A 13,937-nucleotide genomic window follows, 5' to 3' on the forward strand; every position below is an offset into this window, starting at 1 on the left:
AGTGATTTTCCATGAATAAAAGGATTCTGATCATAGGAGGCGTAGCAGGCGGCGCTTCGGTAGCAGCCAGAGCAAGACGTCTCGACGCGGGAGCAGAGATCATTATGTTTGAGCGTGGCCCACATGTGTCCTTTTCCAACTGCTCTCTTCCCTATTATCTGTCGGGAGTAGTGGGGAACAGTGATGCATTGTTAATGATGTCCCCGGAAAAATTCAAAAAGTCTTACGATATAGACGCACGGGTTAACAGCGAAGTGACGGCCATTAACCGTGACAAAAAGACCATTGAGATTAAAAACACGCTGACCGGGGACGTACATGAGGAGGCCTACGATGTTCTGGTTATGGCTCCCGGTGCATCACCTGTAAAGCCAAGAAGCATCGGCGGAATTGACGGTAAAAATGTGTATACAGTCCGTAACGTGGCAGATATTGTTCACTTAAAGGATGGACTGGAGGCCGCAGGAGCGGAGAATACAGCGGTTATCGGCGGTGGCTTTATCGGAATTGAGGTGGCTGAAAACCTTGCAAAGGCGGGGAAGAAGGTTACTGTGGTGGAGGCCATGAACCAGATTCTGGCACCCTTTGATTACGATATGGTACAGATGCTTCACAAGGAGCTGCTGGACAATGGCGTGTCTTTAATTGTGGAGGATGGAGTAAAAACCATTGAAGAGAAGCAGATTACCCTTGCTTCCGGCAAAACGGTGCCGGCGGATGCGGTTATTCTGGCCATTGGTGTAGCACCGGAGACGGGGCTTGCAAAGGCAGCCGGACTGGAAATCGGAGAGACCGGCGGTATTTTGGTGGATCACAACTACCGCACAAGCGATAAAAATATCTATGCGGTTGGTGATGCCATTGAGGTCTTTGACCGTATGACCGGGAAACCATCACGTCTGGCTCTTGCCGGTCCGGCCCTGAGACAGGCGCGGGCGGCGGCGGATGCGATGTATGGGATTCCGGATGACAACAGAGGTGTTATCGGTTCCTGTGCACTGCGTGTATTTGGCTTAAATGCAGCAGCAACCGGTCTTAATGAGCGGAATGCCCGCAAAGCCGGAATTCCCTGCGATTTTGTTTATGTGATTCCTGGTGACAAGGTGGGAATTATGCCGGGAAGTGCACCGATGCACTTTAAACTGGTGTTTGAGGTTCCGACAGGAAGGATCCTGGGTGCTCAGGCCATCGGAAGAGGAAATGTGGACAAACGGGTGGATGTGATTGCAGCCATGGTTTCCATGAATGGCACTATCCGGGATTTAAAGAATCTGGAGCTGTGTTATTCACCAGTATTTGGCACAGCCAGAGATGTGGTAAATCAGGCGGCTCTGGTGGCTGAAAATATTCTGTACGGACGTTTCCGCCAGGTTCCGGTTACACAGGTAAGAAGCCTTGTGGAGGAACAGGCGTTCATTGTAGACGTACGGGAAAAAGGAGAGTATGAGGCCGGACATTTGAAGGGTTCTGTGAATATTCCTTTAAGTGAGCTTCGTGAGAGAACGGATGAAATTCCGAAAGACCGTCCGGTATACCTGCATTGCCGTTCCAGCCAGAGAAGCTACAATGCACTGATGGCGCTTCAGGGACGGGGATATGAGAATGTGGTTAATATTTCCGGATCATTCCTTGGAATCTGCCTGTATGAGTACTACAATGATGTGGCCATGGGGCGGGAAAAAATCGTGACGGAATATAATTTCGCATAAATATTCTGATATTTTTATACAACTTTCAGATTGACGCAGAATGTGTGTTGAGTAAGTTTTTATGGAAAACGCACATTCTGCGTTTTTCGCTGCTGTCATGCATCCGAAAGAAGCTGCCGGCGACAGAACCTGCGAATCGGCAGATCAGCTTGTAGTTCTCATGAACAGGCTATTGAAAAGGGGCGGTATTTTTGTTTAAGGGGCAGTTGCTATTGAACGATGAGATGTGTTACTATAAAGAAAGTGTTAAGTTCCAGTTATTGGAAAATATCAGGATGTTCTCTCGGAGTCTTTCCTGCACCTGCTTTTGTGGCTGATTTTCCGCCAGTCGCACCCGAATTTCATCAATGTACGCACCGCGTACACCTCAGAAATTTGGGCACAACTGACAAAAAATCTTCTCACAAAATCAGGCACAGAAAGATTCCGAGAGAACATCAGGGGTTTTGGGGGAAGAAACTTATGGAAGCGATACTGATGCGGGCCGGTTCTTTTATGGCTGTGATCATCCTGGGGTATGTTCTGAAAAAAGTAGGATTTTTTAAGGAAGATGATTTTTATGTTATGTCAAAGATCATGGTGAAGATCACACTTCCTGCATCCATCATAGTCAATTTTTCGCAGACGAAAATGGAGCCATCCATGTTTTTACTATGCCTGTTAGGTTTTGGCGGGGGTATTTTATATATGGCTCTTGGATGGATCATGGGTGGAAAAGATCCGGATGAAAAGGGATTTCAGATCCTGAACCTTTCCGGCTACAGCATCGGAAGCTTTACCATGCCATTTACCAGCAGTTTTTTTGGACCTGCCGGCGTAGTTGTTACCAGTTTGTTTGATACGGGAAATGCCGTGATCGCTTTAGGCGGTTCTTACAGTATTGGTGCTATGGTTAAAAACAGGGAAAAGAAATTTTCATTTATCCCACTGTGCAAAACACTTCTCTGTTCTGTTCCTTTTGATGCTTATCTTTTTATGTATGTTTTATACTGGCTTCATTTGTCACTGCCGGCACCTGTATTAAACATTGCACAGCTGGTGGCAAATGCAAATGCTTTTCTCGCCATGCTTATGTTAGGTGTTGGATTTAAGCTGTCAGGAGACCGGACACAGATGAGCAAGATCGTGAAAATGTTAGGTGTCCGCTATGGAGTGGCTGTTTTAACAGCAGCAGCATTTTACTTTCTGCTTCCTTTTTCACTGGAATACCGTCAGGCTCTGGCAGTGCTTGTGTTCAGCCCTATTGCTGCAGCAGCGCCTGCATTTACAGCAGACATGAAAGGGGATATTAACCTGGCAAGCGCCGTAAATTCTCTTTCCATCATTATCAGTATGGTCTGCATTACCTGTGTGCTGATCGCTGTTTTATAGAAATGATGGATATAAGTTGTAGTTACTGTTCATGCGTTGCATGACCAGCAACGGAATTTGCCGTGGCTTCGCATTTAAATACGGCAAATTCCCGCTACCACTACGTTATCGTACGGCACTTTCAGTTCCAAAAGTGCCTGCCATGTACAGTAACTATGTTGTATACAAAATGAACAGCTTGTATGCAAAATAACTTTGAAATAGCGCAGGTTTGTGTTATGATGATACCAGGGTCAAAAGGTCTAAAATCCGTTGCAAGCTTGCTTGCAGGAGGATTTTTGAACTTGGGAGCCGCCCAAAACATGAGTAAGGAGCCATTTTTTGAAGAAAAATGAGCGGATTACGAATGTTTTTAGAATTGCGGGAGTGTAAAGCACGTAGCAATTCGGTATCAGAGGGGGCAAAAGATCATAAATACAGCCTGTTTAATACAGGTGGGTTATTACGGAGGACAGAAAAAATGGAAGCGATCCTGATGAAAGCAGCTTCTTTTATTGCAGTTATTATTTTAGGATATGGATTGCGGAAAGCTGGCTTTTTTAAAGAAGAAGATTTTTATGTATTGTCAAAGATTGTGCTTAAGATCACACTTCCTGCATCTATCATTGCAAATTTTTCACAGGCTGAGATACAGCCTGCCATGCTTTTGCTGTGTCTTGTAGGATTTGCAGGCGGCGTGCTTTACATGAGCCTTGGATGGATCCTTGGAGGAAAAGACAGGGATGAAAAGGCATTTCATATCCTGAATATGTCCGGTTACAATATTGGAAATTTCACCATGCCATTTACCGCCGGTTTTTTTGGTCCTACAGGTGTAGTCATCACCAGTTTATTTGATACGGGAAACGCGTTTATCTGTCTGGGAGGTGCTTACAGTGTAGCTTCTATGGCAAAGGATAAAAACAGCAGGTTTTCTGTGGGTCCTATTTTGAAAACACTGATAAAATCCGCGCCATTTGATGCATATATCGGTATGCTCATCCTTTCCCTGATCCATGTTTCTCTTCCAGCACCTGCTGTCAGCATTGCACAGCTGATCGGAAATGCCAATGCGTTTATGGCGATGTTAATGCTCGGAGTTGGTTTTAAGCTTTCAGGCGATAAAAAGCAGATCGGAAAAATCGGAAAGATCCTTTCCATACGTTATGGTGTGGCAGTGGTGGCATCATTGATGTTTTATTTTGTTCTTCCCCTTCCATTGGAATACCGTCAGACACTGGCAGTACTGGTGTTCAGCCCTATTGCAGCAGCAGCACCTGCGTTTACCGGTGATCTGAAAGGGGATATTGGTCTTGCAAGTGCAGTAAACTCTATTTCTATTATTATCAGTATGGTCATGATCACAACGGTACTTATTGTTGTACTGTAAATAATATGATGATACCAGGGTCAAAAGGTCATAAATCCGATGCAAGCTTGCTTGCAGGAGGATTTTTGAACTTGGGAGCCGCCAAAAACATGAGTAAGAAGCCATTTTTTGAAGAAAAATGAGCGGATTACGAATGTTTTTAGAATTGCGAGAGTGCAAAGCACGTAGCAATTCAGTATCAGAGGGGGCAAAATACCTTATTGACACTTACATCATAATATATGATGAGAAATAATCCTGCGAAAGCAGAACGGATTTTTGAAGAAAAGAGAATAAACGGGGAAGGAATGGTTATAATAGGATTATCACCAAAGAGAAAATATTAATACTTATCCTCCCCTTTTTTATACCTTGTCTGTTGACGAAGCGCAGCAGATAAGGTATTGTATTTTCTGGCAAAAACACGGATAATAGACACGAACATAGTACATCATAGTAAATGAGAGGATAAAAGACATATGAAATTTTATCTGGCTCCCATGGAAGGGATCACAGGATACATATACAGACAGGCATATAACAGCTGTTTTAAGCCTATGGACAGGTATTTTACACCATTTCTGGCACCGAAGCATAAAAGCGGTTTCAGCAGCAAAGAATTAAATGACATCCTTCCGGAGCATAATCAGGGAATGGAGGTCATTCCCCAGATCCTTACATCAGATCCGGAGGATTTTTTAGATACAGCGGTAAAATTAAAGGAATATGGTTATACAGAGGTTAATCTGAACCTGGGATGCCCTTCAGGTACTGTGGCAGCCAAGGGAAAAGGCGCCGGGTTTTTAAAAGATACTGAAAAGCTTGCCAGGTTCTTAGGAGAGGTCAGTGAGGGAATGGAACGGGAAAATCTTCATTTTTCCATCAAGACCCGTGTGGGTGTGGAAAGTGAAGAAGAGTTTCAGACTCTTTTAGGTCTGTACAACCAGTGCCCATTAACAGAACTTATCATCCACCCAAGAGTATTAAAAGATTTTTATAAATACAATGTGCGGATGAATGCTTTTAAAGAGGGATTTGAAAAAAGCAGACATTCAGTGTGCTATAATGGGGATATTTTCCGAAGGAAAGACTATGACCGTCTTGTAAAAGAGTATCCGGATCTGGATAAGATAATGATGGGACGGGGGATCATGATGAACCCATTTTTAATGGAAGAGATCGCTGACGGAACATCCCAGAAAGTATCTGGAAAAATGTCTGCCGCCAGGAAGGCAGACCGGCTGGAGAAGTTCCACCGTCTGCTCTGTGACGGATATACCCATGTTATGAGCGGAGACAGACCGGTATTGTTTAAAATGAAAGAACTGTGGGGATTTCTGATCCATTCCTGTCCGGAAGAAGAAAAGCTTATGAAGAAGATACGCAAGGCACAGCACCTTGCAGAATATGAAGGGGTGGTATCAGAACTGTTCTGCCGCATGAGAGAGCATGAATAAGATCATGGATAAGAGCATGAATAAGGCTATGAGAAAATTTATTGCCCCATAAAATGGAGGGAGCCGGCAGAAAAGGGGGGAATCTGCCGGCTTAGGTATGAAAAAGTGTCTTCCTGTATGGTAAAAGGTCTCATCAACCTTACAAGTAATAATATACAGGTAAATTGTGGACAAAGTTTGAGCAGACGATAAAGAAAAAATAAAATTCCTGAAGGGAAAATAAAGAAATTATGAAAGACTCCGAGGAAAGCGGATCAGGAGGTATAAACATGTATGATAATCTGACAAAAGACGATATTAAAAAAATGCAGGAAGAAATAGAATACCGTAAGCTGGTGGTGCGCAAAGAAGCATTGGAAGCAGTAAAGGAGGCAAGAGCCCAGGGGGATTTAAGCGAGAATTTTGAATATAAGGCGGCAAAGCAGGATAAGAACCGTAACGAGAGCCGTATCCGTTATCTGGAAAAAATGATAAAAACAGCACGTATTGTTTCGGATGAGTCAAAATCAGATGAAGTAGGCCTGGGCGACCGGGTGGAATTATACATTCCGGAAGATGATGAAACAGAAAGCTATAAATTAGTGACCACAGTCCGGGGAAACTCCATGAAAGGACTTATAAGTATTGATTCTCCTTTAGGAAAGGCAATCAAGGGCCGCAAAACAGGAGATAAGGTGTATATTAAAGTAAATGACACCTACGGATATGAGGCAGAGATCCGTTCCATCGATAAGACAGCCAAAGAGGAAGAAGACCAGTTGCGCAGCTATTAATTACCAGTACAGTTATTTACGAAACGGCGCCTTATCACAGAAAGGCAGGAAATGATATGGGCAATGATATGGATAAAAAGGGAATACTGACTGTGCGGATGATGGGAACCATATCAGTGGAATATGAAGGGGAGTTTTTTCCTGTAGGGACTGCTCTTACAGGGAAGATCCTGCAGCTTTTCCTGATCCTTTTGTATGCAGGAAAGAAGGGAGTGGGCCGGGAAGAGCTGTTAGATGTATTTTACGGAAATGGAGAGTATGCTAATCCATCCGGCAGTTTAAGGGCAGCAGTTTTCAGGCTGCGCAGATTATTAAAAGAAATGCTGCCGGAGCATGAGTATATCTGCACAGATGGCGGTATTTACCGGTGGGATGAGGGAAATGTGACGGTTTCCATTGATGCTAGAAATTTTGAAAAAGCAGCTCAAAGTGCTCTTGCAACAGGAAAAAAAGAGGAACTGTGCCACGCCTGCAGCTTGTATTATGGGGAATTCCTTTTCCAGATGACAGGAGAAAAATGGGTCAATGTGATCGGAGTAAAATACCAGGAGCTGTATTTTAAATGCCTGCGCCTGGCAAGCCGGCTTTTAAAAGCAGACCGGGAATATGACAGGCTTTTAAACTTAAGCGCAGCAGCCAGCAAGCTGTATCCTTATGAGGAATGCCAGATGATGAAGCTGGACTGCCTGATCGCTTTAAAACGGTATCAGGAAGCCATGGAAGTTTATAAACAGGTGGTCGTCCAGTATTTTGAAGAACAGGGGCTTCCGCCTTCTGAAACCATGCTGCAGCGTTTCCGCCTGATGAGCGGACAGATCAGCTATACTTCAGATATGCTAAAGGACATTGAAAATACCTTAAAAGAGAGGGAAGAAACCCAGGGACCGTATTACAGTACATATCCTTCATTTATTGACAGTTACCGTCTGGTGAGCCGTATGGCAGAACGCTTTTCCTTTGAATATACATTGTTCTGCATTACTCTTGTAGATGGAAAAGGAGCATTGCTGGAAGGCGAAATGGTGCAGACGACATCTGAGATGTTAAAAAATGCCATAGGAGAGAGTCTGCGAAAGGGAGATCTGTTTACCTGCTACAGCCCGGTCCAGTACCTGGTCCTGTTAAATGGAGCAGGCCAGGAACATGTCCTGGCCGTGTGTGAACGTGTGGAACGCAGCTTAAAGCAATGGGAAAATGGAAAAAAGATCAATTTTAGTCATCAGATCCTGGGGTTGGCACCATAGCGTCCTTCCAGATATTGTTTACCATAGGCTTCATCATTTCTTGGGATGAGGCCATTTTCTTTTTTATAAGAAGAAAGTGGATAGAGAACAGCATCCGTTCCTTCCGGGCGGCAGCACAGACAGATCTCGTCTCTTCGCATAACAGACGGATTAAGGATCGCTGTGTTATGACTGGTAAATACTAACTGCGCATGGTGAGGATTTTTCTCATGATCCTGGTACAGAGACAGGATAAAGCGCAGCAGATGAGGATGGAGCACGTTATCTAAGTCATCGGCTAATAGAAGACTTCCCAGACGCAGGCTTTTTACGACTAACGGGATCAGGGTAAGCAGCTTTCTGATGCCGGTGGATTCTTCGTTGAAAGAAACAAAAAAGGTATTTCCATCTGCTTTCCCATGGGTCAGGATCAGGGATGGATCATCGAAGCTCTGTTCTTTTGTAATGGAGTAATCTAAAATATCAATATCCATAGCCTGAAGCAGACGGCAGATGACCTGACGTTCTTCTACTTCAGAGGGCAGATCTGGAGCTTTTTTATAGTCATGTTCCCGGAAAAACAGAACCTGGCTGAACCATGATGCAGCAGCTTTTGCACATTCAGAGGAAGATTTTGGGTCAAGATAGCGTAAAAGAGAGACCCCGGCCGGGAGAGTGGAAAAATCCATTTTTCCGGCTTCATTTCCAATATGGAGTTCATTTGCTTTGCGGGCAAAAAGAACACCGGCATCATCAGAACCGGGTTTGCCGTAAAACATATTTTCTTCCAGGACAGCGCCTTGTTTTACATCAAGCTGATAACGGAAGAGAAAACCATTTCTGCGAAAAAGCAGGTCAAAACTTAAAGGAAGCTCTCTGCATGTATGATCCAGACGGCAATAGGAACGGCCGGAAGAGGTGATAAGAGAAAAATCACCTGCAGCCAGACGGCATACATTCCAGAGCGCCTCTAATATAGAAGATTTCCCGCAGCCGTTTGGACCATAAAGGGAGATAACAGGGAGAAAAAATTCGCCGTCTCCCTGCGCTGTCAGCAGAGAAGCTTTGTGTTCATTAATAGGAGCCGGAAAAAAGTCCAGCAATGTTTCATTTTTAAATAATCTGTAATTTCTTAAAACAAACTGATTCAGCATACAAACCTCCAAAATGCCAAGATGTTCTCTCGATAGAACATGAAATATGAGAAAAAAACTCATTGAAGCGAATTATAGCATATGTTATAAAAAAGCACAAGAGCGACTGAGAAAAAAACTCATAGAGTCTGTAAATTATTTGAAAAATTGAAAATTTTTTGAAAATATAAGTTCATATAACGCCTGATATAACGCCATCTCTGCTATGATAAAGATAAATGAAAGTATAAACTGAATGACTGTGAAACGGGATTCAGGAAGTACTGGAGTTTGGCAGGAAATGGGGCCTGCACAAAATTCAGAGAGAGGAGAAACAGGGTATGAGAGGACGAAGCAGACGCAAGAAACGAACGGGAAAAATGGTTAGTTTACAGAAGCGTTTCCTGGCATTTATGCTGGCATTTGCCATGATCTTCACCAATGTGGGAACAGATCTGCATGTCAGCTTTGCAGCATCAGGAAACAGAGTGGACTTTACCATTGGCGGCGCTGACCTGGTGGATGCCATCCGTCAGGCCATCGAAGACGAAAATGTGGTATCACAGGACAGCCTGGATTTTACCGACGGTGCCACGGAAAAGTTTGAAGCACTGTTCTTTGGAGACGGAAAGGTATATGAAGTCTATCCGGACATCCAGGGAGACAGCATGGAGGCAGAGTTACGGGTATTTGTAAAGCTTCCGGCTGATGCAGATGATACGTACATGGTAACAGGAGAGGAAGAGGTTTATTTCCTTTACGTAAATAACGGGGAAGATACCATCAGCTGTTCTACAACTGTAACAAGAACAGAAAACGGAAAAGAAAAGGAAAAGACCACCAAACGTATTACCATAAAGAGTTATGAAGATAAGTTTGGGGATGAAGAAAGAAACATTATTTCCAAGCCAGTGGAGACGGCTCCGGCGGAAACTGTTCCAGAGGAGAAGCCTACTGAGGCAGTAACTGGAGAGACAACTGAAAATGTTGTAAATCCAACAGACGAAGAAAAAGAGACAACCGTTCCAGAAGAGACCGCAGAAGTTCCGGAAACAAAGAACGATGTGGAAGAGAGCAAGGAGCAGGTAGAAGAGTCTAAAGCAGAAGAGACTAAGGCAGCGACAGAAGCTGCTGAGGAGACAGACGCAGCTGAGCCTGAGACTGATGCTGAGACAGAAGCTGAACCGGAAACAGAAGCTTCTGAGGCAGAGGTTTCTGAGCCGGCAAAGGGCGAAGCTGAAACTGAAAACATTGCTTCTATCTCCCGTCACGCAGCACCGCTTGTAGCAATGAAAGAAGAAGTTGCAGCGGCAGATGCAGTGGTTGAGATTGCAGAACCTCAGAAGCCGGAAGCAGAAGCTCCAAAGGCAGAAGAGACAGAAAAAGCTTCCGAAGTAGAGCAGATCCCGGAAACTGCAGCAGCAGAGACAGTAGAAGAAACAACAGCAGTTGAAACACTTCCTGCAAAGGAAACAGTACCGGAAGAAGGCAGCACAGAAGAGACTACAGCAGCTGACCAGAAAGAAGAACCGGCAACTGAAGAAACAAAGGCTTCCGAAGAAGTAACAGAGGAAACTACCGCAGCTGAGACAACTGCAGAAGAACCGGATCAGCCGGAAACACTGCCAGCACAGACAGACACAGCAAAGCCGGTCCAGCCAGCTGAAACCACAGCGCCAACAGAACCGACACCAGCTCCACAGCCGGAAGAACCTGTAAAGAAGGCAGAGACCGCAGATGACGGGGATCTGGTTGGTATTGGATATTGCAGTACTGCGAAGGTTTATAAGAGTACGTTGAATGACCTTCGTGTATTTGGCTCCGAAACTGTATTTACGGCAGAAGTTATGGGCGCAGATGGTGTGACTGTAAAATTGTCAGCATCTGATGGCGTATTACCGGAAAATGGTTACGTAGAAGCTGTTGCTGTAGATGATGCAGATCAGCTGGAACTGATGAAGGAAGCAGCAGATGAAACTCTGAAAGAAGAAAATCGCAGAGTAACCGATATTTTTGCAGCAGATATCATTCTTTACAATGAAGATGGTGAAGCAGTTCAGCCGGACGGAAGCGTAAAAGTTACCTTTGACGGAACTGGTATTGGAAATTCTGGAACCAGAGTCCTTTATATGGGTGAAAGTGATTCCGATACCGAAAGTTTCGATGCTCAGATGATAAAAGCGGTAACAACAGGTGATGATGCAACTGCTTTTATGACAGATCATTTTTCACTGTATGCAGCAGTTGATACAGAAGAAATTACCTGCTATGAAGTAAACTTCTATTATAAAGATGCAGCAGGAAATGTTGTGCTTATTTCTGGCCCACAGTATGTGGAAGAGGGAAAAGCAGCGCAGGCACCGGCAGCACCTGACCGTGAAGGATACGAGTTTACTGGTTGGAATCCGGCAACTTTCAGTGAAGTAACAGATAATTTGGATGTATACGCACAGTATGTGGCTATAGCTGGACAGGTGCGTCTTACTGTAAATTATGTATATTCAGACGGTACAATGGCAGCACAGCCATGGGTATCTCATGTAAAATCTGGTGTTGCATGTGATCTTACAGCTGTATCTCCAGAGATTGCAGGATTTGAGCCGGATCAGGAAAAAGTATCTTTTGATCAGGCATATACAGAAGATCAGACAGTTACTGTTACTTATACAGGTGCAGAAGTAAGTTATACAGTAAAGCATTATCTGTTAAATGTAGATGATACAAAGCCTGCAGATCCTGCATGGACAGAAACATTGCCTGGAGAAACTGGACTTACCACTCAGGCAGTTGCAAGAGAATATGAAGGATTTACGCCTTTAACATTCAGTCAGGCAAAGATCAATGCAGATGGAAACACTGTAGTAGAGATCCTTTATGAAAGAAATTACTACACATTAACCTGGGATACAGGAGATAATGCTTCTTATATCGCATCGGAGCAGTTGCGGTACGGAGCAGCGATAACAGCACCTGCAAATGATCCCACCAGAGTTGGATATGATTTTAAAGGCTGGGAAGGCCTTCAGGATCAGACTACCATGCCTGCAAAAAATCTTGTTGTTACTGCAAAGTGGGAAGCTGCAAAGAGAGCTGCTTATAAGATTGTTTACTGGACTGAAACTGTAACAGAAGGTTTTTATACTGTAAATAAGGTAGTGAACGGAAATGATACAGTTGGAAAATCTATTCCTGATGGCAAATACACAGTACCAGAAGGATATGAAACAACGCCGGTAGCTGATAAAACGGATAAGGATGTAAAGATAACAGCTGATGGAATGGCTGTTAAGAATGTTTATTATAAGAGAGCTACTTATACCATTAAATTCTGGCGTTGGGAAGTAGTAGAATCAGGATGGTTCTGGGAAAAGAAAGATTGGGTAGAAGATACAAAGTTAAGGATTACAGCCCGCTATGGCGTAGATGTATCCGCTCAGTGGGAAAAAGCCTGCAAAAACCAGACTGGCTGGGGACCATATGAGGATGATAGTATACAGTCAATGTCATTAACTTTAGCAAAGAGCAGAAATCGTAAGCATTTATAAAACTATGATTCCTGCTTTTTGTTTGTATATGGGCATACTTATCCCCTTCTCTTTGTATTCGTATTTTTTAGCTCAGTACGCTCTTTTATGGGTATTCGAATATTTTCCTGCTAATTGCCCTTTCGTTCTGGTATAATGCCGATCAGGACGAATGGGAACAAGATTTTTACTGATATCTTCATATATTTGCTGAAATAACATATTTTTCTTTTGACCATCCGTTTCAAGAAGTATATAAATCAGATCATTTTTTAAGATTCCAATACTAACAGTCTGATTGATCATCATTTTATGTTTTCTGTTCGCTTCTTTCTGATCCAGTTCACGCTCTGCATCTAATATGATATCTTCAACTAAATTGCTCAGATATATAGTGCTGTATATATCTTGTAATAACAGAATAGGTTTTGTTCCTGTAAAATTCTCTAACTGCAACCGACTCTTTAGCGTTTCATACGCAGTCTCTATCCCCCACCTCATATGATATAATTCTTTTATTTCTTCTGTATGAAATTCAGTTTGTGGAAGATTTGTAGCCAAAACTTCTAAACTTCCGTTTTCTAATAGGATTTTTACCATACGCAATGAAATTTCACCTAATTCTTTCATACGTTCTCCATCTGGCGTTCCCTCGTAATGTCTGATCCTTGACTTATCAAGTTTTATTTTAACTAGCTGATCCTTTTCTGTTAAACTGTTTTGCTCTTTTTTGTAATCACTGCTTTTTAAACGTACGATAAATTTAATATCCTTATCCATCATATGTATAAACGCTGGCGTAGAAGGATATCCTCTGTCCATGATAATAATGTAGGGAATGCTGCCTATTGTTTCCGGTATTCGCTCCATCTGTTTTTCGGCCAGGCGCATTTCATTAAATTTCACCTTATTACAGTCACTTTCCAGTATCATACGATTCATTACATCATAAATACAGCCTAATCCTATTTGAGCTTGGGGCTTTGCGTTTTTCCGGCTTGCAGAACCATATAGTTTCAGTGTTTCAGCAGTGGTAGGAATATTAATATCTGAGCCGTCAGCGGCTAATATTAAATGATCTTTATAAGTTGAAAAGGTGGAATCTGCATAAAAGTTACGGTTATGATATTTATATAATTCTAAAAAAGCATCTGGATTAAGTTTCATACGCTGTTTCAGATATCCTGGTTTTGAAATAGACACACCAGGATGAGCAAGTTTCATATAATTTCTCAGTTCCAATGCCAACGTCAGCCCCTTTCTGTTTATCATCGTGAAAAGAAGATCCTGAAGAGGCATTTTTCGAATTCTGGTAAAATAATTTTTATTACCTGATCGGCAAAATGCCTTAAATTCATCAGAAGTCATTTTTTCTATATCCATGAATATACGTTTCTGA

Annotated in this window: 9 protein-coding genes; 7 read left to right on the plus strand and 2 right to left on the minus strand. The window is 43.0% G+C overall.

The annotated features are described in order from the left end of the window. The first annotated feature begins 11 nt into the window (after window positions 1-11). From OGM16_10235 to OGM16_10260, 6 genes are all read left to right on the plus strand, one after another. Window positions 12-1,709 carry an FAD-dependent oxidoreductase gene (locus tag OGM16_10235; protein ID UYJ45211.1) on the plus strand — a complete coding sequence of 566 codons (1,698 nt, stop codon included), beginning with the start codon at window positions 12-14 and terminating at the stop codon, window positions 1,707-1,709. Window positions 1,710-2,171: 462 nt separating this feature from the next. After that, complete coding sequence (locus tag OGM16_10240) at window positions 2,172-3,080, plus strand: AEC family transporter (GenBank protein ID UYJ45212.1); 909 nt, start codon at window positions 2,172-2,174, stop codon at window positions 3,078-3,080. Window positions 3,081-3,540: 460 nt separating this feature from the next. Then, window positions 3,541-4,449, plus strand: a complete 909-nt coding sequence (locus OGM16_10245; protein UYJ45213.1) for an AEC family transporter — start codon at window positions 3,541-3,543, stop codon at window positions 4,447-4,449. 458 nt (window positions 4,450-4,907) lie between these two features. After that, window positions 4,908-5,885: a tRNA-dihydrouridine synthase family protein gene (locus tag OGM16_10250; GenBank protein ID UYJ45214.1), complete on the plus strand. Its 978-nt coding sequence runs from the start codon at window positions 4,908-4,910 to the stop codon at window positions 5,883-5,885. 269 nt (window positions 5,886-6,154) lie between these two features. Continuing rightward, the gene (locus OGM16_10255; protein UYJ45215.1) at window positions 6,155-6,658 is read left to right on the plus strand and encodes a transcription elongation factor GreA; all 504 of its coding nucleotides are present in this window, start codon (window positions 6,155-6,157) and stop codon (window positions 6,656-6,658) included. Between the two features lie 56 nt (window positions 6,659-6,714). Then, window positions 6,715-7,902: a helix-turn-helix domain-containing protein gene (locus OGM16_10260; GenBank protein UYJ45216.1), complete on the plus strand. Its 1,188-nt coding sequence runs from the start codon at window positions 6,715-6,717 to the stop codon at window positions 7,900-7,902. Here OGM16_10260 and OGM16_10265 read toward each other — a convergent pair. Continuing rightward, window positions 7,878-9,035, minus strand: coding sequence for an AAA family ATPase (locus OGM16_10265; protein UYJ45217.1), 1,158 nt, complete (start codon window positions 9,033-9,035; stop codon window positions 7,878-7,880). The two genes, OGM16_10260 and OGM16_10265, sit on opposite strands and share 25 nt — an antisense overlap. Before the next feature lie 320 nt (window positions 9,036-9,355). Here OGM16_10265 and OGM16_10270 point away from each other — a divergent pair, with 320 nt between their 5' ends. After that, the gene (locus OGM16_10270) at window positions 9,356-12,559 is read left to right on the plus strand and encodes an InlB B-repeat-containing protein (protein ID UYJ45218.1); all 3,204 of its coding nucleotides are present in this window, start codon (window positions 9,356-9,358) and stop codon (window positions 12,557-12,559) included. A gap of 72 nt (window positions 12,560-12,631) precedes the next feature. Here the strand turns inward: OGM16_10270 and OGM16_10275 are convergent, their stop codons facing one another. After that, window positions 12,632-13,921 (minus strand): IS4 family transposase, encoded by a 1,290-nt coding sequence (locus OGM16_10275; GenBank protein ID UYJ45219.1) that lies wholly within the window; start codon window positions 13,919-13,921, stop codon window positions 12,632-12,634. Window positions 13,922-13,937 lie beyond the last annotated feature (16 nt).

Source organism: Lachnospiraceae bacterium, from assembly GCA_025758065.1.
Classification (GTDB): Bacteria; Bacillota; Clostridia; order Lachnospirales; family Lachnospiraceae; genus Enterocloster.